The sequence below is a fragment of the Streptomyces sp. ME02-8801-2C genome, assembly GCF_033793965.1.
GTDB lineage: Bacteria > Actinomycetota > Actinomycetes > Streptomycetales > Streptomycetaceae > Streptomyces.
The window spans coordinates 870,252-892,973 of record NZ_JARAXP010000003.1; the positions used below are offsets into that span (position 1 = coordinate 870,252).

Genomic DNA, 22,722 nt, shown 5'->3' on the forward strand with positions numbered 1-22,722 from the left:
CCCGCGCCCCTAAAGGCCAAAGCCCTGCCCCGCCCCCGGTTCAAGTCGTGACCGGGGGCGGTTCTACTCTTGGGGGATGGAGCACAGCGGGCACGGTATGACCATGGATCTTCCGCCCTTCACCTTGGGGCGGGGGCTCGGGTGGTCCGCCGATCCGTTCTTTCTGGTCGCCTGTCTTGTCGGGCTAGCCCTGTACGCGTGGGGGGTCGTACGACTGACCCGGCGCGGGGACTCGTGGTCCGTCGGGCGGACCGTCTCCTTCGTGCTCGGCGTGCTGACTGTCATGCTCGTCATGTGCACCAGGCTCAACGACTACGGCATGGTCATGTTCAGCGTGCACATGGTGCAGCACATGGTGATCAGCATGGTCTCCCCGATCCTCATCCTGCTCGGCGCACCCATCACTCTCGCGCTGCGGGCGCTGCCGGTCGCGGGCCGGGGCCGGAAGGGGCCGCGTGAGCTGCTGCTCGCGCTGCTGCACAGCCGGTACATGCGGATCATCACGCATGCCGCGTTCACCATCCCGCTGTTCATCGCCAGCCTCTACGCCCTGTACTTCACGCCGATCTTCGACTTCCTGATGGAGTCGAAGGCCGGGCACATCACGATGATGTGTCACTTCCTCGCCGTCGGACTGATCTTCTTCTGGCCGATCATGGGCGTCGACCCGGGCCCGAACCGGCCCGGCTATCTGATGCGGATGCTGGAACTGTTCGCGGGCATGCCGTTCCACGCGTTCTTCGGGATCGCGCTGATGATGGCGTCGACGCCGATGGTCGACTCGTACAAGAACCCGCCCGCCTCGCTCGGCATCGACGCGCTCTCCGACCAGAACGCGGCCGGCGGGATCGCCTGGGCGTTCAGCGAGATCCCGACCGTGCTCGTCCTGCTGACGCTGCTCTTTCAGTGGTACGGCTCCGAGCAGCGGCAGGCCAAGCGGCGGGACCGGGCCGCCGACCGCGACGGCGACAAGGAACTCGAGGCGTACAACGCCTATTTGGCCTCACTGAACGCACGTGGGCGCTGAATCAACTTTTATTCCCGTCACCTGAAACCCTTTTTCATTCAGTAGCATGGACGTGATGTATCCGCCGGGGGGAGCGGTATGACACTTCGTGCTTTCAGGAAACTCGGGCTTCGGCGAATGTTCGTCGCACTGTTGTGCGTTCTGGGCGTTCTGTTCGTCAGTAGTTGCGAAAGAGAGGCGCCGCCGACGGTGGTGAGGGCGGTCGCCTCGGGAGTGGCCTCTCTTGCGCCGTTCTTCGACGAGAGCAGCGGCCTCGGCCATGACGCCCAGGTCCGTTCGCGGCCCGCGCACGGCAGCAGCCTGCAGCGGGGCAGCACGCCCGGGCTGTACGGGGGCACCAGGAAGCCGACGGTCTGTGACGTCGACCGGCTGCGGCAATTCCTCACCGACCCCGGCAACAACAGGAAGGCCCAGGAATGGGCACGTGTGGTCGATATTCAGCAGAGCGGGATTCCCGCCTATCTCGACCGACTCACACCCGTTCTCCTGCGCCACGACACCCTCGTGAAGAACCACGACTACAAGAAGGGAAAAGCGGTCCCGTACGACGCGCTGCTCCAGGCCGGAATCGCGGTACTCGTCGATGAGGCGGGAGTTCCCGCCGTGAAGTGTTCATGCGGAAATCCGCTGAAGCCGTTCCAGGGCGCCACGGACCGTATTTCCGTCGAGTTCGAGGACGGCAACAAGAAGTGGCGGGACTACGACGCCGACGAGGTCGTGCTCGTACGTCCCGCTCCCGGCAAGGTCGACCGGTTCGCGCTCGTCGACGTCGACGAGCCGGAGCGGGGCATCTACCGCCGGCCCGGCACCGAGGGCGAGGCCGACCAGGTCTTCGACACACGCGAGCGGCATCAGGTGCCTCGCCTCGCCGGAACGACCTTCGGTGCCGCGAGCAGCCGCCTGACGGGTCTGGGCCTGGCGACGGCGTACGACACCGGAGGACTCCCCCCGTCCGACGCCACTGTCACCGGTTCGGACCCGGCCCCCGGCGCGGCACTCCCGTTCGGCGCGTACGTCACTCTCGGCGTGCACATCGAGTCGGGCTCCCCCGACGACGGCAGCGGCGGAGGAACCGGCGGCGGCGCGACTCCCTCCGAGTCGGCCACGAGGCCACCGTCGACGCCGGCCTTGGAATCGGAGCCACCGGCCACCGGGCCGACCTCGACGCCGCCGCCGGTGCCGGAGTCCGACACCCCGTCCCCCGAGACGACCGAACCCTCGTCGCCACCCCCACCGAGCGTCGAGCCCCCACCCCCTACGCCCGACCCCACCAGCGAGGCACCCTCCCCGGAACCGTCTCCCCCACCGCCGAGTGACACCCCAAGCCCACCACCCCCCGACCCAAGCAGCCCACCTCCGCCATCCCCCACACCTCCGCCGAGCTCGGAATCCCCGAGTGCGTAACCGCGCCTTCAAGGGGCGCGGGGAACTGCGCGACAAGCCCCCACCGGCCCGCGGACAACAACACGCCCATACCTCGGGAGGTCACTCGGATGCCCTCAGGCTCCCCCACCTCAGGAGTAGGCCGGGTAATCGCCGGCCGCTACCTCCTGCTCAACCAACTCGGCAGCGGCGCCATGGGCCACGTCTGGCTCGCCCACGATCAGCGACTCGCCTGCGAGGTCGCCCTCAAGGAGATCGCGTTCCGCGACCCCACCGAGCCCACCGCAGCACGCACCGCCCGGGTCGCCCGGGCGCGCGCCGAGGCCCGGCACGCGGCCGTTCTGCGCGGCAACCCCAACGTGGTGACCGTGCACGACGTACTCGAGCACGAGGGCCTGCCCTGGATCGTCATGGAGTACGTGGCGGGCGCCCTGGACCTGCGCGACCTGGTCGGCATGCGCGGCCCCCTCGCACCGGCCGAGTGCGCCCGGATCGGCCTCGCCGTACTGGACGCGCTGACCGCCGGACACGAGCAGGGCATCATGCACCGGGACGTGAAACCCGCGAACATCCTGCTGGCGCCGGACCGGGCCGGAACGCCGCACGCCCGGACCCTGCTCGCCGACTACGGCATCTCGGTACAGCCGGACGCGGCCGAGCCCCGCTACACGCTGACGTCCACGCTGGTCGGCACGGCGGGGTATCTGGCGCCCGAGCGGGCCACCGGCGGGCCGCCGACCGCCGCCGCCGACCTGTTCTCGCTGGGCTGCACGCTGTACTACGCCGTCGAGGGAGTCGGGCCGTTCGAACGGGACACCCCTCTCGCGGAGATCACCGCCGTGATCATGGAGGAACCCCGGAAGCCGGAGCGGGCGGGGGCGCTGGGACCGGTACTGGAGGCGATGCTCACGAAGGACCCCGCTCAGCGGATCACGGCGGCCCGGGTGGAGTCGGCCCTGCACCTGATCGTCACGCCCCAGGCCGACCCGTACGAACGCGCCAGGACGGACCCGGAGTCCTTACCGCCGTGGGGTGCGCCGGAGCTGCTGTACGGGTCCCGGCAGGCGCCACCGGTCCCGCCCATGGAACCGCACACAGAACCGGACATGAGGCTCGTGCCACCGCCCTCCCCTCGTCGCCGGGCCCTCCCCGCCGCGCTGGGCGCCCTGCTGGGGGTCGCCCTGGCCGGTGTCGGGGTCTGGTTCACGCTGGGCGACCCGCCGGGCGGCGCCGCGCAGGCCATGGGGAAGCCGTACGGCGGGCCTGTCGGTCTCGCCGAGCCGCTGGCGGAGGGCGACTGTGTGATCGCCGACTGGCCCGGCGGTACGCGCTTCAAGGGGGCGCCTCGGCTGACCGTGGACCCGACCTGCCGGGACGCCTCCCCGGACGGGCAGGTGCTGGCGGTCGTGGCCGCCGGGTCCGTCGCCGAGGCACGGGCCCAGGGGCCCGCCCAGTGTGAGGAACTGACCGGGGATCTGCGGGAGAAGCTGGCCGACGTACGCGGATACGCCGTCGTGCCGGCCGAGGACGGGTTCGGGACGGCCCAGGGGCGTACGGCCTGTCTGCTGCTCGGCGCGCACGGGCCGGTGTACGGGCCGCTCGGGCCGTTCCGTGAGCCGGGGCAGTCGTTCGGCGACACGGCCTCCATGCAGAAGCGGGACTGTCTGCGGTCGCCGTCCGGGCGGGAGGCACGGCTGGTCGCCTGTACCGAGCCGCACGACGAGCAGGTCCTCGGGTTCACGAGGCTGGACGCCCGCGTGCCCTTCGAGAAGGCGCGGGACATGTCGGACACTGCCTGCGCGAGGGACGTGCCGCCGACCGACTACGGCTTCGATCCGTCGGTCTACCGGGCCGGGTCCTGGACGAGTCGTGGAGCGTGGGACTCCGGAACGCATTTGGTCGTCTGCACTGTTTCGAGGCAGAACGGGGGCACCATGGAGGGAGAAGAGCCATGAGGAGGGTGTTGCGATGCCCGGTTCCACGAACGGTTCCACGAAGACCATGGGGGTGCTCACCGTAGGCGGGCTCGTCGTGGTGACGGCCTACACGGTGGCGCTCGGCAGCAACGGCTGGCTGTGGTTCGGCTGGGTGGTGCTGGGTCTGATCACGCTCGGGATGGTCGTCACCCGTCCCACGTGACCTCCTCCGTACACCTGAATGGCCTAGCGGCCGGGTCGGTTCGGGTCAGTTCTCGAAGAGTCGGCCCGCGGAGTGCACGCCCGGCTGGTATTTCGGCAGCCGGGCGGTGATCTTCATGCCTGCGCCGAGCGCGGTCTCGATGACAAGGCCGTGGTCGTCGCCGTAGACCTGGCGGAGTCGGTCGTCCACGTTCGAGAGACCGATGCCGCCGGACGGGCTGATCTCGCCGGCGAGGATACGGCGGAGCAGTACCGGGTCCATGCCCACGCCGTCGTCCTCGATGACGACCAGGGCCTCGGCGCCCGCGTCCTGCGCGGTGATGCTGATGTGGCTCTTGCCGGCCAGGCCCCCCTTGCCCTCCAGGCCGTGTTTGACGGCGTTCTCCACGAGGGGCTGGAGGCAGAGGAAGGGGAGCGCGACCGGGAGCACCTCGGGGGCTATCTGGAGGGTGACGGAGAGGCGGTCGCCGAAGCGGGCCCGGACTAGGGCCAAGTAGTGGTCGATGGCGTGGAGTTCGTCGGCGAGGGTGGTGAAGTCGCCGTGCCTGCGGAACGAGTAGCGGGTGAAGTCGGCGAATTCCAGGAGCAGTTCGCGGGCGCGCTTGGGGTCGGTGCGCACGAACGAGGCGATCACCGCGAGCGAGTTGAAGATGAAGTGCGGGGATATCTGGGCGCGAAGTGCCTTGATCTCGGCCTCTATCAGACGGGTGCGGGACTGGTCGAGGTCCGCCAGCTCCAGTTGGACCGAGACCCATCGCGCGACCTCTCCGGCGGCGCGGACGAGGACGGCGGACTCGCGGGGCGCGCACGCCACGAGGGCGCCGTGGACGCGGTCGTCGACGGTGAGGGGCGCCACGACGGCCCAGCGCAGGGGGCAGTCCGGGGCGTCGCAGGTGAGCCGGAAGGCTTCGCCGCGCCCGGTCTCCAGGGGTCCGGCGAGGCGTTCCATGATCTCGGCGCGGTGGTGTTCGCCGACGCCGTCCCAGACGAGGACCGACTCCTGGTCGGTGAGGCAGAGGGCGTCCGTGCCGAGCAGGGTGCGCAGGCGCCCGGCCGAGCGTCCGGCGGTCTCCTCGGTGAGGCCCGCGCGCAGCGGGGGCGCCGCGAGGGAGGCGGTGTGCAGGGTCTCGAAGGTGGCGTGCTCGACGGGGGTGCCGAGGCCGCCGAGGCGTTCGGGGCGGGCCGCGCGGCGGCCGAGCCAGAATCCGGCGGCCAGCAGCGGCAGGACGGCCACGCAGAGTCCGGCGAGGAATCCGCTCACGTTCGGGTCACCTCCGTACGGGGGCCTCCCGCGAGGCCGTGGCCCGGGTGGCCGCCGTGGCCGCCGTGCGCCCCGGACAGCTCCTCCGGCAGGTGGAAGCGGGCCAGGATGGCCGCCGTACCGGCGGGGACCCGGGCCGGGGTGGCCAGGGACACCAGGACCATGGTGAGGAAGCCGAGGGGTACCGACCACAGGGCGGGCCAGGCGAGCAGGGCGTGCAGGGCGCCCGTGCCCGGGAAGCCCGCCATGGTGGCGGCCACGGCGAGGAGCGCGGAGCCCCCGCCGACCAGCATCCCGGCGGCGGCGCCCGGCGGGGTCAGGCGGCGCCACCAGATGCCGAGGACGAGCAGCGGGCAGAAGGACGACGCGGAGACGGCGAAGGCGAGCCCGACGGCGTCGGCGACCGGGAGTCCGCCGACGATGACGCTGGCGGCGAGCGGTACGGCCATGGCGATGACCGTACCGAGGCGGAAGTGCCGTACGCCGCGCGAGGGCAGGACGTCCTGGGTGAGGACACCGGCGACGGCCATGGTGAGCCCCGACGCGGTGGACAGGAACGCGGCGAAGGCACCGCCGGCCACCAGTGCGCCCAGCAGGTCGCCGCCGAGGCCGCCGATCATGCGGTCGGGCAGCAGGAGGACGGCGGCGTCGGCGTCGGAGGTGAGGGCCAGTTCGGGGGCGTAGAGGCGGCCCAGGGCGCCGTAGACGGGCGGGAGGAGGTAGAAGGCGCCGATGAGGGCGAGTACGGCCACGGTGGTGCGGCGGGCGGCGACGCCGTGCGGGCTGGTGTAGAAGCGGACCACGACGTGTGGCAGGCCCATGGTGCCGAGGAACGTGGCGAGGATCAGGCCGTACGTGGCGTACAGCGGGCGTTCCTCGCGGCCTTCGGCGAGGGAGGTCGACATGCCTCCGTTGGTGCCGCGGTCGGCCTGCGGGACGGCGGCGCCCTTGGCGAAGGTGAGGAGGGTGCCTCGGTCGATGTGGTGGGTGCCTGCGGGGAGTTGGAGGACCTGGTTCGTGTGCGGGCGGCCGTCGACCGTGCCGGTCACGGTGACGGTGAGCGGGGCCTTCAGCTTCAGGTCGAGGCCGTCCCCGACCCGGACGACACGCTGTTCGCGGAAGGTGGCGGGTTCGTCGAAGGCGTGGCGCGGGGCGCCGTCGCCCTGCCAGGCGAGGGCGAGGAAGAGGGCCGGGACGAGCAGCGCGGTGAGCTTCAGCCAGTACTGGAAGGCCTGTACGAAGGTGATGCTGCGCATGCCTCCGGCGGCGACGGTGGCGACCACGACGACGGCGACGATGACCCCGCCGACCCAGTCGGGCGCGTCGGTCAGGACCGCCAACGTCAGTCCGGCGCCCTGGAGTTGGGGCAGCAGATAGAGCCAGCCGACGCCGACGACGAAGGCTCCGGCGAGTCGTCGTACGGCCTGCGAGGCGAGGCGGGCCTCGGCGAAGTCGGGGAGTGTGTAGGCGCCGGAGCGGCGCAGCGGGGCGGCGACGAAGAGGAGCAGCAGGAGGTAGCCGGCGGTGTAGCCGACCGGGTACCAGAGCATGTCGGGGCCCTGGACGAGGACGAGGCCCGCGATGCCGAGGAAGGAGGCGGCGGAGAGGTACTCGCCGCTGATGGCGGTGGCGTTGAGGCGGGGGCCGACGGTGCGGGAGGCCACGTAGAAGTCGGAGGTGGTGCGGGAGATGCGCAGGCCGAACGCGCCGACGAAGACCGTCGCCACGACGACGAGGGCGACGGCCGGGACGGCGTAGTTCTCGTTCATGTGGAGCGGTTCCCGTTCGTGGTCCTGTTCGCGTTCATGGCGTCAGCGGTCCCGGTCCTCGACCAGCCGGACGAAGTCCCGCTCGTTACGTTCGGCGCGCCGTACGTACCAGCGGGCGAGCAGCACCAGCGGCGCGTAGAGGCCGAATCCGAGGATCAGCCACTCCAGGTGGTGGGCGTCGGGCATCGCGGCGAAGAGCAGCGGCAGCGGGGCGACGAGCAGGGCGAGTACCGCGAACACCACGAGGGCGGCGCGGAGTTGGGAGCGCATCAGGGAGCGGACGTAGGTGTGGCCGAGGGTGGTCTGTTCGTCGATCTCGGTGCGTGGCCGGTAGTAGCCGGAGGTGCGGCGGGCGCGGCGGGGCGGTCCGGTGACGACGACGCGGCGCTCGGCGGGGTCCTGGGGCACGGGAAGGCTCCGCCTCTCAGCTCGCGGGCCGGCGCATCAGCAGGTCCCGCAGCTCCCGGGCGTGGCGTCGGCTGACCTGGAGTTCCTCGGTGCCGACCAGGACGCTCACGGTGCCCGCGTCGAGGCGGAGTTCGCCGATGTGCCGCAGGGCGACGAGATGGCGGCGGTGGATGCGGACAAACCCGCGGGCGCGCCAGCGCTCCTCGAGGGTGGAGAGCGGGATGCGTACGAGGTGGCTGCCCCGGTCGGTGTGCAGACGGGCGTAGTCGCCCTGGGCCTCGACGTGGGTGATGTCGTCGACGGCGACGAAGCGGGTCACGCCGCCGAGTTCGACGGGTATGTGGTCGGGGTCGGGCTCGTGCACCGGTATGGGCGCGGGGAGGGGCGGGGTGTTGTCGCGGAGTTCGGCGGCCCTGCGGACGGCTTCGGCGAGGCGTTCCTTGCGTACGGGTTTCAGTACGTAGTCGACGGCCTTGAGGTCGAAGGCCTGGACGGCGAAGTCCTCGTGGGCGGTGACGAACACGACGAGCGGCGGTTTGGCGAACCCGGTGAGGAGCCGGGCCAGGTCGAGGCCGTCGAGGCCGGGCAGGTGGATGTCGAGGAACACGACGTCGATGGCCTCGGGTCCGCCGGGTCCCGACTGCAGGGCGCGGTTGATGCGGCGCAGTGCCTCGGTCGCGTCGCCCGCTCCCTCGGCGCTGTCGATGCGTGGGTCCGCGTGCAGCAGATACAGCAGCTCCTCCAGGGAGGGGCGTTCGTCGTCGACGGCGAGGGCGCGCAGCATGAAGGTGGAGTGTAGGTGGAATTCGTACGTGTGCACATGTGCCGGGTGTGCGGGCCGCCGCCGGCGCTGTGTTCATCGTCGTCGGATCGCCGTCGCTGGATACAGTGCCCGGATGAACAGCAGGCCGGCGCCTTTCGACGGAGTTGACCGGAAGATCATCACCACCCTGATGGCGAACGCCCGTACGAGCTTCGCCGAGATCGGTGCGGCGGTCGGGTTGTCGGCCACCGCGGTGAAGCGGCGGGTGGACCGGCTGCGGGAGGCGGGTGTGATCACCGGGTTCACCGCGACGGTGGAGCCCTCGGCGCTCGGCTGGAGCACGGAGGCGTACGTGGAGGTGTACTGCGAGGGCGCGGCGCCGCCGAGGCGGCTGGCGGAGGTGGTGCGCAACCATCCGGAGATCACGGCGGCGATGACGGTGACGGGCGGCGCGGACGCGCTGCTGCATGTGCGGGCGACGGATGTGGAGCACTTCGAGAACGTGCTGGAGCGCATCCGTACGGAGCCGTTCATCCGGAAGACGATCAGCTACATGGTGTTGTCCCACCTCCTCCCGGAAAGCCCGGAGGCGGGGGCTACCCATCCTGCTCCGAACAACACTTCGGACGGCGCATCAGACCTGCGTTGATGGCGTCAAAGACGCAGGATTCCTGCGCGGACACGCAATCGTTGTCGCTTGTCGGGCGTCGGGCTCAGTTCCTACCGTGGTGTCATCCCACTTGGAACATCGCAGGAAGCGGAGGAACCCCTCTGTGCCCGACAGCCGTGTGCCGCGCCCCCGGCGCTTTCTCGTCTGTGAACCCAGACATTTCGCCGTGCAGTACGCGATCAACCCCTGGATGAACCCCGACACCAGGGTCGACATCGATCTGGCCCAGGAGCAGTGGCGCTCGCTGATCAGCGCCTACCGCGCCCACGGCCACACCGTGGACACCGTGGAGCCGGTCCCCGGCCTGCCCGACATGGTGTTCGCCGCGAACTCGGCGGTCGTCGTCGCCGGCCGTGTCTTCGGCTCCTCCTTCCACGCCCCCGAGCGCCGCCCCGAGTCGACCGCGTACGAGACGTGGTTCAAGTCGGCGGGCTTCGACGTGTACCGCCCCGAGTCTGTGTGCGAGGGCGAGGGGGACCTGGTCCCGGCCGGCCGCTGGATTCTCGCGGGCACGGGCTTCCGTACGACCCGTGCGGCCCATCACGAGGTGCAGGAGCACTTCGGCGTCCCGGTGATCGGCCTGAAGCTGACGGACCCGTACTTCTACCACCTGGACACGGCGCTGTTCGTCCTCGACGAGGGCCACGACGGGCACGACGGAAACATCGCGTACTACCCGGACGCGTTCTCCCCGGGCAGCCGCGAGGTGCTGGCGCGGCTCTACCCGGACGCGGTCGTCGCGACCCGTGAGGACGCGCTCACGTTCGGTCTGAACTCGGTCTCGGACGGCCACCACGTCTTCATCGACCCGGGCGCCACGGCCCTCGCCGCCGAGCTGACGCGCCACGGCTACCTCCCCGTCCCCGTCGACCTGTCGGAGTTCCGCAAGGCCGGCGGCGGCATCAAGTGCTGCACTCAGGAGATCCGCTCATGACCGCACCGACGAGCACGACCACGGGCGCAGGCGCAAGCACGGGTGCAGGCACGGGCACCGGCGCACGCACCTCCGCGGACCTGATCCGCGCCGAGGAGCCGGTCCTCGCGCACAATTACCACCCGCTGCCCGTGGTCGTGGCCCGCGCCGAGGGTGCCTGGGTCGAGGACGTCGAGGGCCGCCGCTATCTGGACATGCTGGCCGGCTACTCGGCCCTCAACTTCGGCCACCGCCACCCGGCGCTGATCGAGGCGGCCCACCGCCAGCTGGACCGCCTCACCCTCACCTCCCGCGCCTTCCACAACGACCGACTGGCCCAGTTCGCCACTTCCCTGGCCGAGCTGACGGGCCAGGACATGGTCCTGCCGATGAACACGGGCGCCGAGGCGGTCGAGAGCGCGGTCAAGGTGGCCCGCAAATGGGCGTACGACGTGAAGGGCGTGCCCGCCGACCGGGCGACGATCGTGGTGGCGGCGGACAACTTCCACGGCCGTACGACGACGATCGTCAGCTTCTCGACGGACGAGACGGCCAGGGCCGGCTTCGGCCCGTTCACGCCGGGCTTCCGGATCGTGCCCTACAACGACCTGGCGGCCCTGGAGGAGGCGATCGACGAGACGACGGCTGCCGTCCTCCTGGAGCCCATTCAGGGCGAGGCGGGCGTCCTGATCCCGGACGACGGCTATCTGACCGGCGTACGCGAACTGACGCGCCGTACGGGCTGCCTGTTCATCGCCGACGAGATCCAGTCGGGCCTGGGCCGCACCGGCCGCACACTGGCCGTCGACCACGAGGGCGTCGTCCCGGACATGGTGCTCCTCGGCAAGGCACTGGGCGGCGGCATCGTGCCGGTGTCGGCGGTGGTCGCGCGCCGGGAGGTCCTCGGGGTGCTGCGCCCGGGCGAACACGGCTCGACGTTCGGCGGCAACCCGCTGGCGGCGGCGGTCGGCCAGGCCGTGGTCGAACTGCTGGAGACGGGCGAATTCCAGCGTCGGGCGGCCGAGTCCGGGGTCGTGCTGCGCGACGGCCTTACCGGGCTGGTCGGCAGGGGCGTCGTCGGATTCCGGTCACGAGGGCTGTGGGCGGGGGTCGACATCGACCCGGCCATCGGCACCGGACGGGAGATCAGTGAGCGGCTGATGCGGGAAGGGATCCTGGTCAAGGACACCCACGGATCGACGATCCGGCTGGCGCCGCCGCTGACGATCGGCGCGGAGGAACTGAGGACGGCCCTCGGAGTTCTGGAGAAGGTGCTGGCCCAGGGAACCTGATACCGGCCAAGTGACGACAGAGCGTGACCCCTGAAGGGTGACGTCCGACGACGGCCGCGCCTACACTGATCGCCTCCAGGGGAACAGAGGAGCGCCGGAGTGTTCTATTACGTGCTCAAGTACGTGTTGCTCGGTCCGCTGCTGAGACTTGTCTTCCGGCCGCGGATCGAGGGGCTCGAACACGTACCGTCGTCGGGCGCCGCCATCGTCGCCGGAAACCATCTGTCGTTCTCGGACCACTTCCTGATGCCCGCGATCCTCAAGCGGCGCATCACCTTCCTGGCGAAGGCCGAGTACTTCACGGGCCCGGGGCTCAAGGGGCGGCTGACCGCGTTCTTCTTCCGCAGCGCCGGCCAGATCCCGGTGGACCGGTCCGGCAAGGAGGCGGGGCAGGCGGCCATCCGGGAAGGGCTCGGGGTGCTGAGCAAGGACGAGCTGCTCGGTATCTATCCGGAGGGCACCCGGTCGCACGACGGGCGGCTCTACAAGGGCAAGGTCGGGGTCGCCGTCATGGCGCTCAAGGCCAAGGTGCCCGTCATTCCGTGCGCGATGATCGGCACCTTCGAGGCGCAGCCGCCCGGCAAGGTCATCCCGAACATCCATCCGGTGGGGATCCGCTTCGGCAAGCCTCTCGACTTCTCCCGGTACGAGGGGATGGAGGGCGAGAAGGCGATTCTGCGGGCCATCACCGACGAGATCATGTACGCCATCCTCGCCCTCTCCGAGCAGGAGTACGTCGACCAGTACGCGGCCGTCGTCAAGCAGGAAGAGGCCGCGCAGAAGGCCGCCGAGAAGGGGCAGCGAGGGCGCAAGTTCCCGCGTATGCCGCTCAGTTGAGACCTCCGGTGCCGTCCGGCGCTGTCCCACCTCAGCCGCGTCTGCTGACAGCTAATCTTCGCCGGGCCCGGCGATCACAGCGGTTACGGTCGCCCCATGAGACGAGCTGTGGTGATCGGAGCGACCGGGCAGATCGGACGGGTGGCCGTGCGGGCACTCGCCCGCGACGGATGGGAGGTGACCGCCGTCTCGCGGGGCGGCGGGCGAGACGACAGCTGGCCGGACGAGGTGCGGGTCGCGACCGCCGACCGGGCCGACGACGCGGCGCTCGCGTCGGTGGTGGGCGACGGGTGCGACGTCCTCGTGGACATGGTGGCGTTCGGGCCGGAGCACGCACGGCAGTTGACCGGCCTCGCCGGGCGGGTCGGATCGGCCGTGGTGATCTCCAGTGTGTCCGTGTACGAGGACGACAAGGGACGCAACTTCGACACACAGGCGGAGCCCGACGGCTTCCCCGAGTACCCGGTACCCGTCCCCGAGGAGCAGCGCACGGTCCCGCCGGGTGAGGGCTCGTACAGCACCCGGAAGGCTGGCCTCGAACACGAACTCCTCGCCGTCGCCGACCAGTTGCCGACCACGCTGCTGCGGGCGGGCGCCATCCACGGGCCGTACTGCCGGACCCCGCGCGAGCTGTACTTCGTCAAGCGCAACCTGGACGGGCGGCGCCGGCGCGTCCTTCCCTACGGCGGCGAGAGCCGTTTCCATCCGGCGAGCGTCCACAACATCGCCGAGCTGATCCGGCTGGCCGCCGTCCGGCCGGGCGCCCGGGCCCTGAACGCCGTCGATCCGGAGGCGCCGACGGTGGCGGAGATCGCCGGGGCCATCGACGCCGTGATGGGCGTCGAGGTGGAGAACGTGCTGGTGGACGGTCCGCCGCCGGCTCCCACGGTGGGCGACACCCCGTGGTCGGTCCCGGTGCCCGTGGTGTTCGACATGTCCGCCGCCGAACGGGAGTTGGGCTACCGGCCCGTCGTCTCGTACGCCCAGACCCTGCCGGAGACCGTCGCCTGGATCGAGGGGCGCCTGGCGGGGCGGGACTGGCGGGAGGCGTATCCCAAGATGTACGAGACGTACGGCGACCTCTTCGACTACGCGGCGGAGGACGCCTGGTCGGCGTGACGGGTGTGGGGCGGCCCGGAAGGATCTCCGGGCCGCCCCACACCTCGTACGACTGACTGACAGGGACTACTGCTGCCGCCGGCTGCCGACCGCTACGGCTTCGGGGTGGCGTGCGGGGCGCAGGTCACGTCCGCCGCGTCCACCTTGCCGGTGAGCAGGTAGGTGTCCACCCGCTCGTTGATGCACGGGTTGACGAGCCCGGTCACGCCGTGGGAGCCCGCGTCCTTCTCGGTGATCAGCCGGGAGTTCTTGAAGCGCTTGTGCAGTTCGACGCCACCTTCGTACGGGGTGGCCGCGTCACGCTGGGACTGCACGATCAGCACGGGCGGCAGGCCCTTGCCGGACTTCACGTTCACCGGGGTCTGCTGCTTGACCGGCCAGGTCGCGCACGGCAGGTTCATCCAGGCGTTGGCCCAGGTCAGGAACGGGTAGTTCTTGTGCAGCCGGGTGTTGTCGCGGTCCCACTTCTTCCAGCTCGTGGGCCACTTGGCGTCGGTGCACTCGACGGCCGTGTAGACGGCGTTCCCGTTCTCGGAGGACGCGTTGCCCGCGGTGTCCGTGAGGTCGGGGGCCGCCGCGTCGACGAGCGCCTGGGTGTCGCCCGCGAAGTACTTGCTGAACACGGTGGCGACCGGAATCCACGACGAGTCGTAGTAGGGGGCGCCCTGGAAGAAGCCGATCAGCTCGGCCGGTCCGACGAGCCCGCCGATCGGGTTCTTCTTCGCGGTGGCCCTCAACTCCAGCCACTTCGCCTGCACTTGGGCCCGTGTGGTGCCGAGGTGGAAGACGGCGTCGTTCTTCGCGACCCAGTCCTGCCAGTCGTTCCAGCGCATCTCGAAGGCGACGTCCTGATCGAGGTTGGCCTCGTACCAGATCTTCTCGCGCGACGGGTTGACCACACTGTCCGCGATCATGCGGCGGACGTGCCCCGGGTAGAGCGTCCCGTAGACGGCCGCGATGTACGTCCCGTACGACACACCGAGGAAGTTGAGCTTCTTTTCCCCCAGCGCGGCACGGATCACGTCCAGGTCGCGCACGGTGTTCGGGGTGGTCATGTACGGCAGCATCTCGCCGCTGCGCTCGTAGCAGCCCTCGGCGTACTCGCGGGCCGACTTGCGCTGGGCGCGCTTGTCCGCCTCCGAGTCCGGCACCGGGTCGGGCTTGGGCGCCTTCACGAACTCCTGCGGGTCGACACAGGAGATGGGCGCCGAGTGGCCGACTCCCCGCGGGTCGAAGCCCACGAAGTCGTAGGCCTTCGACACGTTCGTCCACAGCGGGTTCTTCGTGGTGACCCGGCGCGGGAAGCGCAGCCCGGAGCCGCCGGGACCGCCCGGGTTGTAGACGAGCGCGCCCTGCCGCTCCTCCTTGGTCCCCGTGTTGCCGATGCGGTCGACGGCGAGCTTGATCTGCTTGCCGTACGGCCTCGCGTAGTCGAGCGGCACCGTGACCCAGCCGCACTGGATCGGCTTCTCCAGGCCCCAGTCGGCCGCGCAGTCCTGCCAGTCGATTCCGGCCTTCGCGGCTCGTGCGGCGGCGATCGTCGCGCCGCGCGTCTCCCGGTCCTGGCCGTGGCGGGCGTCCGCGCTGGCCGAGGGCGCCGCGACGGCGCCGGCTATCAGGGTCGCCGTGACCAGTGCTCCGGCAGAACCGAGCCCCGCGGCTCTCTTCGTCGCCTGCGTGCCTCTCAAGTGGGGCCTCCCCGTACGTGGTTGTTGTCGGTCGGTGACGGGGACCGATCCTCGCCGCTGTGCGGGACCTGTGAACAGGGGGTGGACGTCGTTCTTTACCATTCCGATAAACGGTGAAGTCGGTTTCGCTCAGCGGACATTCGGTGCGGTGTGTGGATTTGCCGTGATCGACCGGGGCGAGGCACAGGCCCCGGTCGATCAGCTACCGCCGGACGGCTCCAGGGCCGCGAGACCCTCGTCCAGCACCCGGCGCAGCCGCAGCGCGTCCGGCGCGAGCGCGGTCACCAGCGCTGCGGGTCCGGCGAGCGGTACGAGCGTGGCGCTCCCGCCCAGCATCCGAGCCTCGACCGGGGTGTTAGCGAACTCCGGCCGCACGACGACGAGTTGACCGATCGCGCGATGCCCCGCCAGTACGGCCGGACCGTCCCAGCCGCCCGGCGCTCCGGGTCCGCAGGCCAGTTCCTGGTCGAGGACGACCCGCCCCCCGACCCGCACCGTGAGACGGCTGCCGAGCCGTCCGGGTTCCTCACCGGAGCGCCCGAGCACCTGCTCCTCCCGGAACACGAACCGGGCCCCGGACGCGAGATCGACCCGCGTGCCGACATACAGCTCGCTGCCCTGGGCGCAGATCAACTGCTCGGGCAGCCACCGGAGTTCGCCGCCGTCGGCGACCTTGATCCGTACGTCGTAACGGGCCTCGCCCTTCGCCTGGCCCGGCAGTGCGATGGTGGCCGCGGCCGACGCGAGGTGCAGTCGGGCGCCCTCCCCCACCTCCGCCTCGACGGCGAGGTGGTCGCCGCCGAGCGGCCCGCTCATGGCTCCGACCAGCATGACGCGGGCCTCGTCGCCGTGCGCGCGGACACGGCGCAGCGCCAGCGGTCCGTCGCCGTCGAGCACCGGCAGGGCGGTGCCGCCCCGGCCGTCCGCGCGGGCGACGATCCGCGCGGTGGCCCGTACGCCGACCGTCATGCCGTCCACGCCGTGAGCTGCGCCCGCACCCAGAGGGCGACCTCCGTGACGCCGGCCTCACTGCGCAGCGACTGGAACACGACGGGCATGTCCCGGCGCGCCGCCTTCGCGTCGGCGGCCATCCGGCCGAGGTCGGAGCCGACGTACGGTGCGAGGTCGGTCTTGTTGACGACGAGCAGGTCGGCGGTGGTGACGCCGGGGCCGCCCTTGCGCGGGATGTCGTCCCCGCCGGCGACGTCGATGACGAAGATCTGCGCGTCCACGAGTCCCTTGGAGAAGGTGGCGGTGAGGTTGTCGCCGCCGGACTCGACGAGGACGATGTCGAGGGGCCCGACCTCGTCCTCGAGGTCCTCGACGGCTTCGAGGTTGGCGGAGATGTCGTCGCGGATCGCGGTGTGCGGGCAGGCGCCGGTCTCCACGGCGGTGATCCGCTCGGGCGGCAGCACGGCCTCGCGCAGCAGGAAGTCGGCGTCCTCGCGGGTGTAGATGTCGTTGGTGACGACCGCGAGGGAGAGGGTTTCGCGCAGGGCGCGGCAGAGGGCGGCGACGGTGGCGGTCTTTCCGGAGCCTACGGGGCCGCCGAGGCCGATGCGGAGCGCTCGGCGGGTGCCGTCGGGGCGGCGCGCGTCCGCGCTGACGGCTGCGCCGGCGTGGGGGTGGGAGTGGTCGAGGTGCATGGAATACGGCTCCGGTTTCTCGTTCTGGTTTCGGTCACTGGTTTTTTCTTCGCCCCCGCCGCCCCTACCCGTCCCATCCCTGGGGGCTGCGCCCCCAGACCCCCGCTTTCGCGCTGAACGCTCTCGTCCTCAAACGCCGGACGGGCTGAAAGATCAAGCCCCGGCCGGCACCGTCCAGCCCCTCCGGCGTTTGAGGAGCGGGGTCTGGGGCGGAGCCCCAGGGATGGGACGGGTAGGGGCGGCGGGGGCGGAGAAAGCCCTACGACGCGAACAACCGCACCGTCCACCCCGCATGCCCCTCCGCCCCCACCTCCAACATCGGCGCCGCCCCCGCAGGCAACGCGTCCACCTCCCCCAACGCCGCCACCTCCACCGCGCGATCCACCACCCGGTCCAACTCCGGCGCCAACCGAGCCAACACCCCCGTCGCATCGAACGGATCAAGGCTCAGCAACCGCACCACCGCCGTCGCGGGCCCACTGACACACTCGTACACCGAGCAGTACGCCGCGTCCTCCGCCCCCAGCCCCGCCGCCCGCGCCGCGAGCCCCAGCACCACCGGCTGATGCGCGCCCTTGGGGAACTCCCGGGCCAGCGCGTCGAGTTCGACCGACGGCCAGGTGGCCCGCGCCGCCCGCATCAATTGCCGCCCCAGCCTGCGCGCGGCGACGCGCAACGCGGGGGACGGTGTCCGCGCGTCCGCGGCAGCGTCGAGGGCCACCGGATCGGTCCCGCCGGCGGCGGCAGCGGCCAGCGCGGCCGACACCAGCCCCGTCGTGTGCAACCGCCCCCGGCAGAACTCCTCCAGGCTCGCGGCCCCGGTGATACGACCCGCCTTGACGGCGGCCTCGGCCCCGCCGGAGTGCGCGTGCCCTCCGGCGGGGAAGCGGCCGTCGGCCAGGACGAGCAGTGCTGCCCTGCTCATCACACCCCGCCCATCAGAAGAGGAAGTACCGCTGGGCCATGGGCAGTTCGGCGGCCGGCGTGGCCTCGACCAGTTCCCCGTCGATGTGCACGGCGAAGCTGTCGGGGTTGATCCGTACGTCCGGACGCGCGTCGTTCTCCCGCATGTCGGCCTTGGTCACCGCGCGGGTGGACTCGATCGCGACGAACCGCTTGCCGAGCTGGAGCCGTTCCGGCAGGCCGTCCTCGATCGCCAACTGCGCCACGAAGTTGAAGGAGTTGGAAGCCGGCGCGCGGCCGATCGCGCCGAACATCGGGCGGGGCAGGATCGGCTGCGGGGTCGGGATCGAGGCGTTCGCGTCGCCCATCTGCGCGTACGCGATCTGGCCGCCCTTGATGACGAGCTGCGGCTTCACCCCGAAGAACGCGGGCTCCCAGACGACCAGGTCGGCGAGCTTGCCCGTCTCCACGGAGCCGATCTCCCGCGCGAGGCCCTGCGCGAGGGCCGGGTTGATCGTGTACTTGGCGACATATCGACGTACACGATGGTTGTCGGCGCTGCCGTCGCCCGGGAGAGCGCCCCGGCGCCGCTTCATCACATGGGCGGTCTGCCAGGTCCGCATGATGACCTCGCCGACCCGGCCCATGGCCTGGGCGTCGGAGGAGATGATGGAGATCGCGCCCAGGTCGTGCAGGATGTCCTCCGCCCCGATCGTCGAGGGCCGGATGCGTGACTCGGCGAACGCCAGGTCCTCCGGCACCGCCGCGTTCAGGTGGTGGCAGACCATCAGCATGTCGAGGTGTTCCTCGGCGGTGTTGACGGTGTACGGCCGCGTCGGATTGGTCGAGCTGGGCAGGACGTGCGGCTCGGAGACCACGGACATGATGTCCGGCGCGTGCCCGCCGCCCGCACCCTCGGTGTGGTAGGCGTGGATGCCCCGGCCCGCGATGGCCGCGAGCGTGTCGGCCACGAATCCGGCCTCGTTGAGGGTGTCCGTGTGGATGGCGACCTGGATGCCGGTGCGGTCGGCGACGGTGAGGGCCGCGTCGATGGCGGCCGGGGTCGAGCCCCAGTCCTCGTGGATCTTCAGGCCGAGGGCGCCGCCGCGGATCTGGGAGAGCATCGCGTCGTGCGAGACGGTGTTGCCCTTGCCGAGCAGGCCGAAGTTGAGGGGGTACTGCTCCATCGCCTCCAGCATCCGGGCGAGATGCCAGGGACCCGGGGTCACCGTCGTCGCCTTCGACCCCTCGGCGGGACCCGTGCCGCCGCCGACGAGGGTCGTGATGCCCGAGGCGAGCGCCTCGTCGGCGATCTGCGGGCAGATCAGATGGACGTGCGCGTCGATGGCGCCCGCCGTCACGATCCGCCCGTTGCCCGCGATGATCTCGGTCTCGGGGCCGATGACCAGGTCGGGGTGGATCCCGTCCATCGTGTCGGGGTTGCCCGCTTTGCCGATGCCGGTGATCCGGCCGTCGCGGATACCGATGTCGGCCTTGACGATCCCCCAGTGGTCGACGATCACGGCGCCCGTGATGACCGTGTCCGGAGTGCCGTCTGCGCGCGTAGCGCGAGCCTGGCCCATGGATTCGCGGATGACCTTGCCACCGCCGAACACCGCCTCGTCACCGGCGAGACCGGGGCCGCCGCTGCGGTCCTCCTCGATCTCGATCAGCAGGTCGGTGTCGGCGAGCCGGATACGGTCGCCGGTGGTCGGGCCGAACAGGTCGGCGTACGCGGCACGCGAGATCTCAGGCATCGAGGGCACCTCCGGTCTCCCCGCGCAGTCCGGGCACGATGCGCGCGCCGGTGAGCGGAACGAGTTCTACGTCGACGGGGATCCCGGGTTCGAAGCGTACGGCGGTGCCGGCGGCGATGTTGAGCCGCTTGCCGCGCGCTGCCGCGCGGTCGAACTCCAGGCCGGGGTTGGCCTCGGCGAAGTGGTAGTGGGAGCCGACCTGGACGGGCCGGTCGGCGGCGTTCAGCACGGTCATCGACGTGACCTCGCGGCCCTCGTTGTACACAACGGGGCCGTCGGCGAACAGGATCTCTCCGGGAATCACGACAGCCCCTCAGACGATCGGGTCGTGGACGGTGACGAGCTTGGTGCCGTCCGGGAAGGTCGCCTCGACCTGTACGTCGTGGATCATCTCGGGGATGCCCTCCATGACGTCTTCCCTGGTCAGCAGCGTGCGACCGGAGGACATCAGCTCGGCGACCGTACGGCCGTCACGGGCACCCTCGAGGATGTGCGAGGTGATCAGCGCGACCGCCTCGGGATGGTTCAGCCTGAGCCCACGGGCCCGGCGCTTCTCGGCCACGTCCGCCGCCACATGGATCAGCAGCCTCTCCTGCTCGTGCGGGGTCAGTTGCACGGCTTCCCACCTCACATTCTCGCTCCGGACCGTGCGGGGTCCGGTGGCCCGGTGCCACCAAAACCGCTGGTGGCGAGATGGGCACGCTAGTTGGCCGGAGTTTCAAGGACGTTAACCGGCCTGTGATCCACTCTCGTCGCTCCGAACGGGCGCGCCCATGCTCATCAGACCGCGCAAACCGTCCTGAAGCACTTCCACCGGCGCGACGCCGAAGAGGGCCATCTGCGCGACGAAGCCCTGAGCCGCGGCGATCATGGTCCGCGCGACGCTCTCGGCGGATACGTCGGCACGCATCATCCCGGCTTCCTGATAGCGCTCGACGAGCAGCACCCACGGCTCGCGGATCTTCGCGTAGCCCGAGTTGAGCACCTTCGACAGCTCGGGATCGCGCAGCGTCTCACCCCACACCTGGACGATCAGCCGGGGGTAGATGGCCGCCCCTTCGTGCGTCAGCCCCGGGCGCAGGCCCATCATCCTGCCCATCACCTCGCCCACGATCACGTCCGGCGGTGGTGGCGGGTTCTGCTCGCCCGCCGTCTCGAAGGCGTTACCGACCTCCTGGAGCACCTCGGTGACGATGGCGGCGATCAGCTCCTCCTTGCCGCTGAAGTAGCGGTAGACGGCCCCGGCGGAGAGATCGACCTCCTTGAGCACGTCCTGCATCGAGGTGGCGTGGAAGCCGTTGCGGGCGAAGCAGAGGGCCGCCCCGTCGAGGATCTGACGGCGTCGGGCGTCGAGGTGTTCCTGGGATACGCGGGCCATGCCGCACAAACTAAAACGAACATTCCTTCTTGACAAGACCGGCCGATCGCAGGACGGTGGTGACGCACCAAAAACGAACGATCCTTCTTTTTACTCCGTCGATTCGAGGGACCCCATGCCCACCACGTCCGCGGCGTCGCCCCAGGCGCACCGCCGCCACATGATCGCCGTAGTCGTCCTGGCCCCCGTCCTGGTCGCGCTGGCCCTCTGGGCCTTCGCTTGGCCCGCCTCCCGCACCGCGCCTCGCGACCTGCCCCTCGGCGTGGCGGGCCCGGCCACCGCGGTCACCCAGGTGGAGCGGCAGCTGTCCGCCCACGAGGGCGCCTTCGAGATCCACCGGTACGCCGACGAGGCCGCCGCCCGGGAAGCCATCGAGAACCGGACCGTATACGGCGCCGTCGTCGTCACCGCGCAGGGCCCGGAGCTGCTCACCGCGTCGGCCGCGAGCCCGGTCGTCGCGCAGCTCCTCCAGCAGGCGGTGGCCCAACAGGCGGCGGCGTCGGGTGGATCCGGCGCCCAGGTCAGGACCGTGGACGTCGTTCCGGCCGCCGCGAACGACCCGCGGGGCGGCGCGTTCAGCGCGAGCGTGCTGCCGCTGGCGCTGGCCGGCGTGGCCGCCGGCGCGGTGGTCACCCTGCTCGGGGTACGCGGGCTGCGCGCGACCGGCACCCTGGTCGCCGCCGCCGCGCTGGTCGGGGTCGTCGCCGCCGCGGTCGCGCACAGCTGGCTCGGCGTGCTCACCGGTGACTGGTGGGCCGAGGCCGCCTCGCTGGCCCTGACGACCCTCGCCGCGAGCTCCGTGATCGCCGGACTGGCCGCACTGTTCGGCACCGCGGGCATCGCCCTCGGCGGCCTGACCGTCATCCTGCTCGGCAACCCGTTCTCCGGGGCCTCCAGCGCCCCGCAGCTGCTGCCCGAGCCGGTCGGCACGATCGGCCAGTGGCTGCCGCCGGGCGCGGGCGCCTCCCTGCTCCGCTCGGTGTCGTTCTTCGACGGCGCGGCGGCCCTGGGCCCCGCCCTGACCCTGACCTGGTGGGCAACGCTGGGCCTGGGCGCGGTCCTACTGGGCAGCGCGCTCAAGCGCCGCACGGAGGACGGGACCACCGAGCCGGCACCCGCCGCCGAACGGGAACCGGCCCTGTCGAACTGACCGAACCGATCTCACCCGCCCCGGGTGCCCCAGCCACACGGCCAGGGCACCCGGTTCTCGCTGATACTCCGCCGCGATACCGAACCACTACAGCTCGACCGACGCGGCGGCGACCTCCAAGACGCTGCCGGGCAGCACCGGGACCTGGGCGTACGGAGTACCGGAACAGCGGGCGGATCGGCTACCGCCGCCGAACGGGACCGGCCCTCGCGAAACGCACCGAACAGACCGGATTCCGCTACCGCAGACAGGCCAGCCGCACCTTGTCGCGCTCCGCGCCGCCGCCCGTCGGCAACACCCGCTGCTCAGCGCGTTCCGGACCGCTGGTGCTCCGCCGCGATACCAAACCGCTGCCGCCGACCGGCGCGGCGCGGCGACCTCCCGGACGCCCTGTGGGCGCCACCGGGACCTGGGCGGTGTCCCGCTCGATGGCGGTGCGCAAGAGGCGTCCGGAGGACGCGAACCGCAGGCGGGTGGCCTACCTTCGTCGAACAGGGTCCGACCCTCGCGAACCGACCGAACCACCCGGAACCGCCGCCGCTCTACCGCGTGCTCAAGAGGCATACGGAGGACGGGAACCACGGCCGGGGTTTGGCTACCGCCGCCGAACGGAAACCGGC

Annotated in this window: 22 protein-coding genes; 10 read left to right on the forward strand and 12 right to left on the reverse strand. The window is 71.0% G+C overall.

The genetic code is table 11. The annotated features are described in order from the left end of the window. Window positions 1–76: 76 nt before the first annotated feature. From PV396_RS12815 to PV396_RS12830, 4 genes are all read left to right on the forward strand, one after another. Window positions 77–1,027, forward strand: coding sequence for a cytochrome c oxidase assembly protein (locus tag PV396_RS12815; RefSeq protein WP_319203798.1), 951 nt, complete (start codon window positions 77–79; stop codon window positions 1,025–1,027). A gap of 213 nt (window positions 1,028–1,240) precedes the next feature. Continuing rightward, the gene (locus PV396_RS12820) at window positions 1,241–2,431 is read left to right on the forward strand and encodes a PASTA domain-containing protein (protein WP_319203800.1); all 1,191 of its coding nucleotides are present in this window, start codon (window positions 1,241–1,243) and stop codon (window positions 2,429–2,431) included. 89 nt (window positions 2,432–2,520) lie between these two features. Next, window positions 2,521–4,365: a serine/threonine-protein kinase gene (locus PV396_RS12825; RefSeq protein ID WP_319203802.1), complete on the forward strand. Its 1,845-nt coding sequence runs from the start codon at window positions 2,521–2,523 to the stop codon at window positions 4,363–4,365. A gap of 13 nt (window positions 4,366–4,378) precedes the next feature. Beyond that, window positions 4,379–4,549: a hypothetical protein gene (locus tag PV396_RS12830; RefSeq protein ID WP_107090993.1), complete on the forward strand. Its 171-nt coding sequence runs from the start codon at window positions 4,379–4,381 to the stop codon at window positions 4,547–4,549. Window positions 4,550–4,594: 45 nt separating this feature from the next. Here the strand turns inward: PV396_RS12830 and PV396_RS12835 are convergent, their stop codons facing one another. From PV396_RS12835 to PV396_RS12850, 4 genes are read right to left on the reverse strand one after another with little or no spacing between them, the layout of a single operon-like run. Beyond that, a complete protein-coding gene (locus PV396_RS12835) occupies window positions 4,595–5,809 on the reverse strand; it encodes a sensor histidine kinase (RefSeq protein ID WP_319203806.1) in 1,215 nt (404 codons plus the stop codon). Then, on the reverse strand, window positions 5,806–7,578 hold the full coding sequence (locus tag PV396_RS12840; protein WP_319203809.1) for a cation acetate symporter: 1,773 nt from the start codon (window positions 7,576–7,578) through the stop codon (window positions 5,806–5,808). Before PV396_RS12840 ends, PV396_RS12835 begins: the two co-directional genes overlap by 4 nt. A 42-nt stretch (window positions 7,579–7,620) precedes the next feature. After that, window positions 7,621–7,986 (reverse strand): hypothetical protein, encoded by a 366-nt coding sequence (locus PV396_RS12845; RefSeq protein ID WP_319203811.1) that lies wholly within the window; start codon window positions 7,984–7,986, stop codon window positions 7,621–7,623. 16 nt (window positions 7,987–8,002) lie between these two features. Continuing rightward, complete coding sequence (locus PV396_RS12850; protein ID WP_319203813.1) at window positions 8,003–8,770, reverse strand: response regulator transcription factor; 768 nt, start codon at window positions 8,768–8,770, stop codon at window positions 8,003–8,005. Window positions 8,771–8,882: 112 nt separating this feature from the next. On the opposite strand from PV396_RS12850, the gene PV396_RS12855 reads away from it, so the two are divergent. The 5 genes from PV396_RS12855 to PV396_RS12875 all read left to right on the forward strand — a co-directional run bounded on the left by PV396_RS12855 (window position 8,883) and on the right by PV396_RS12875 (window position 13,580). Further along, on the forward strand, window positions 8,883–9,398 hold the full coding sequence (locus tag PV396_RS12855) for an Lrp/AsnC family transcriptional regulator (protein ID WP_319203815.1): 516 nt from the start codon (window positions 8,883–8,885) through the stop codon (window positions 9,396–9,398). A 124-nt stretch (window positions 9,399–9,522) separates the two neighbouring features. After that, complete coding sequence (gene ddaH / locus PV396_RS12860) at window positions 9,523–10,353, forward strand: dimethylargininase (protein ID WP_319203818.1); 831 nt, start codon at window positions 9,523–9,525, stop codon at window positions 10,351–10,353. After that, window positions 10,350–11,624 carry an ornithine--oxo-acid transaminase gene (gene rocD / locus PV396_RS12865; RefSeq protein WP_319203820.1) on the forward strand — a complete coding sequence of 425 codons (1,275 nt, stop codon included), beginning with the start codon at window positions 10,350–10,352 and terminating at the stop codon, window positions 11,622–11,624. The genes ddaH and rocD overlap by 4 nt, the downstream gene beginning before the upstream one ends. A gap of 99 nt (window positions 11,625–11,723) precedes the next feature. Continuing rightward, a complete protein-coding gene (locus PV396_RS12870) occupies window positions 11,724–12,461 on the forward strand; it encodes a lysophospholipid acyltransferase family protein (RefSeq protein ID WP_319203822.1) in 738 nt (245 codons plus the stop codon). 108 nt (window positions 12,462–12,569) lie between these two features. Continuing rightward, window positions 12,570–13,580, forward strand: coding sequence for an NAD(P)-dependent oxidoreductase (locus PV396_RS12875; RefSeq protein WP_319204096.1), 1,011 nt, complete (start codon window positions 12,570–12,572; stop codon window positions 13,578–13,580). Window positions 13,581–13,672: 92 nt separating this feature from the next. Here the strand turns inward: PV396_RS12875 and PV396_RS12880 are convergent, their stop codons facing one another. From PV396_RS12880 to PV396_RS12915, 8 genes are all read right to left on the reverse strand, one after another. Beyond that, window positions 13,673–15,268 carry an alpha/beta hydrolase gene (locus PV396_RS12880; protein WP_319203824.1) on the reverse strand — a complete coding sequence of 532 codons (1,596 nt, stop codon included), beginning with the start codon at window positions 15,266–15,268 and terminating at the stop codon, window positions 13,673–13,675. 198 nt (window positions 15,269–15,466) lie between these two features. Next, window positions 15,467–16,237 (reverse strand): urease accessory protein UreD, encoded by a 771-nt coding sequence (locus tag PV396_RS12885; RefSeq protein WP_319204098.1) that lies wholly within the window; start codon window positions 16,235–16,237, stop codon window positions 15,467–15,469. After that, window positions 16,234–16,914 carry an urease accessory protein UreG gene (gene ureG, locus PV396_RS12890; protein WP_319203826.1) on the reverse strand — a complete coding sequence of 227 codons (681 nt, stop codon included), beginning with the start codon at window positions 16,912–16,914 and terminating at the stop codon, window positions 16,234–16,236. Before ureG ends, PV396_RS12885 begins: the two co-directional genes overlap by 4 nt. A gap of 259 nt (window positions 16,915–17,173) precedes the next feature. Then, window positions 17,174–17,839, reverse strand: coding sequence for an urease accessory protein UreF (locus PV396_RS12895; RefSeq protein WP_319203828.1), 666 nt, complete (start codon window positions 17,837–17,839; stop codon window positions 17,174–17,176). A gap of 13 nt (window positions 17,840–17,852) precedes the next feature. Further along, on the reverse strand, window positions 17,853–19,574 hold the full coding sequence (locus PV396_RS12900) for an urease subunit alpha (RefSeq protein WP_319203830.1): 1,722 nt from the start codon (window positions 19,572–19,574) through the stop codon (window positions 17,853–17,855). Beyond that, window positions 19,567–19,878 carry an urease subunit beta gene (locus PV396_RS12905; RefSeq protein WP_055535474.1) on the reverse strand — a complete coding sequence of 104 codons (312 nt, stop codon included), beginning with the start codon at window positions 19,876–19,878 and terminating at the stop codon, window positions 19,567–19,569. The genes PV396_RS12900 and PV396_RS12905 overlap by 8 nt, the downstream gene beginning before the upstream one ends. Window positions 19,879–19,887: 9 nt before the next feature. After that, window positions 19,888–20,190: an urease subunit gamma gene (locus tag PV396_RS12910; protein ID WP_053744439.1), complete on the reverse strand. Its 303-nt coding sequence runs from the start codon at window positions 20,188–20,190 to the stop codon at window positions 19,888–19,890. A gap of 111 nt (window positions 20,191–20,301) precedes the next feature. Further along, window positions 20,302–20,952 (reverse strand): TetR/AcrR family transcriptional regulator, encoded by a 651-nt coding sequence (locus PV396_RS12915; RefSeq protein WP_319203834.1) that lies wholly within the window; start codon window positions 20,950–20,952, stop codon window positions 20,302–20,304. Between the two features lie 115 nt (window positions 20,953–21,067). Here PV396_RS12915 and PV396_RS12920 point away from each other — a divergent pair, with 115 nt between their 5' ends. After that, entirely contained in the window at window positions 21,068–22,102 is a 1,035-nt protein-coding gene (locus PV396_RS12920) for an ABC transporter permease (RefSeq protein ID WP_319203836.1), read from the forward strand. Window positions 22,103–22,722: the final 620 nt, after the last annotated feature.

Excerpts from the sequence above, each read along its gene's own strand:
- PV396_RS12815 (WP_319203798.1), top strand. The coding sequence starts at position 77 with ATGGAGCACAGCGGGCACGGTATGACCATGGATCTTCCGCCCTTCACC.
- PV396_RS12825 (WP_319203802.1), top strand. The coding sequence starts at position 2,521 with ATGCCCTCAGGCTCCCCCACCTCAGGAGTAGGCCGGGTAATCGCCGGC.
- PV396_RS12830 (WP_107090993.1), top strand. The coding sequence starts at position 4,379 with ATGCCCGGTTCCACGAACGGTTCCACGAAGACCATGGGGGTGCTCACC.
- PV396_RS12840 (WP_319203809.1), bottom strand. The coding sequence starts at position 7,578 with ATGAACGAGAACTACGCCGTCCCGGCCGTCGCCCTCGTCGTCGTGGCG.
- PV396_RS12850 (WP_319203813.1), bottom strand. The coding sequence starts at position 8,770 with ATGCTGCGCGCCCTCGCCGTCGACGACGAACGCCCCTCCCTGGAGGAG.
- PV396_RS12855 (WP_319203815.1), top strand. The coding sequence starts at position 8,883 with ATGAACAGCAGGCCGGCGCCTTTCGACGGAGTTGACCGGAAGATCATC.
- rocD (WP_319203820.1), top strand. The coding sequence starts at position 10,350 with ATGACCGCACCGACGAGCACGACCACGGGCGCAGGCGCAAGCACGGGT.
- PV396_RS12885 (WP_319204098.1), bottom strand. The coding sequence starts at position 16,237 with ATGACGGTCGGCGTACGGGCCACCGCGCGGATCGTCGCCCGCGCGGAC.
- ureG (WP_319203826.1), bottom strand. The coding sequence starts at position 16,914 with ATGCACCTCGACCACTCCCACCCCCACGCCGGCGCAGCCGTCAGCGCG.
- PV396_RS12895 (WP_319203828.1), bottom strand. The coding sequence starts at position 17,839 with ATGAGCAGGGCAGCACTGCTCGTCCTGGCCGACGGCCGCTTCCCCGCC.
- PV396_RS12900 (WP_319203830.1), bottom strand. The coding sequence starts at position 19,574 with ATGCCTGAGATCTCGCGTGCCGCGTACGCCGACCTGTTCGGCCCGACC.
- PV396_RS12915 (WP_319203834.1), bottom strand. The coding sequence starts at position 20,952 with ATGGCCCGCGTATCCCAGGAACACCTCGACGCCCGACGCCGTCAGATC.
- PV396_RS12920 (WP_319203836.1), top strand. The coding sequence starts at position 21,068 with ATGCCCACCACGTCCGCGGCGTCGCCCCAGGCGCACCGCCGCCACATG.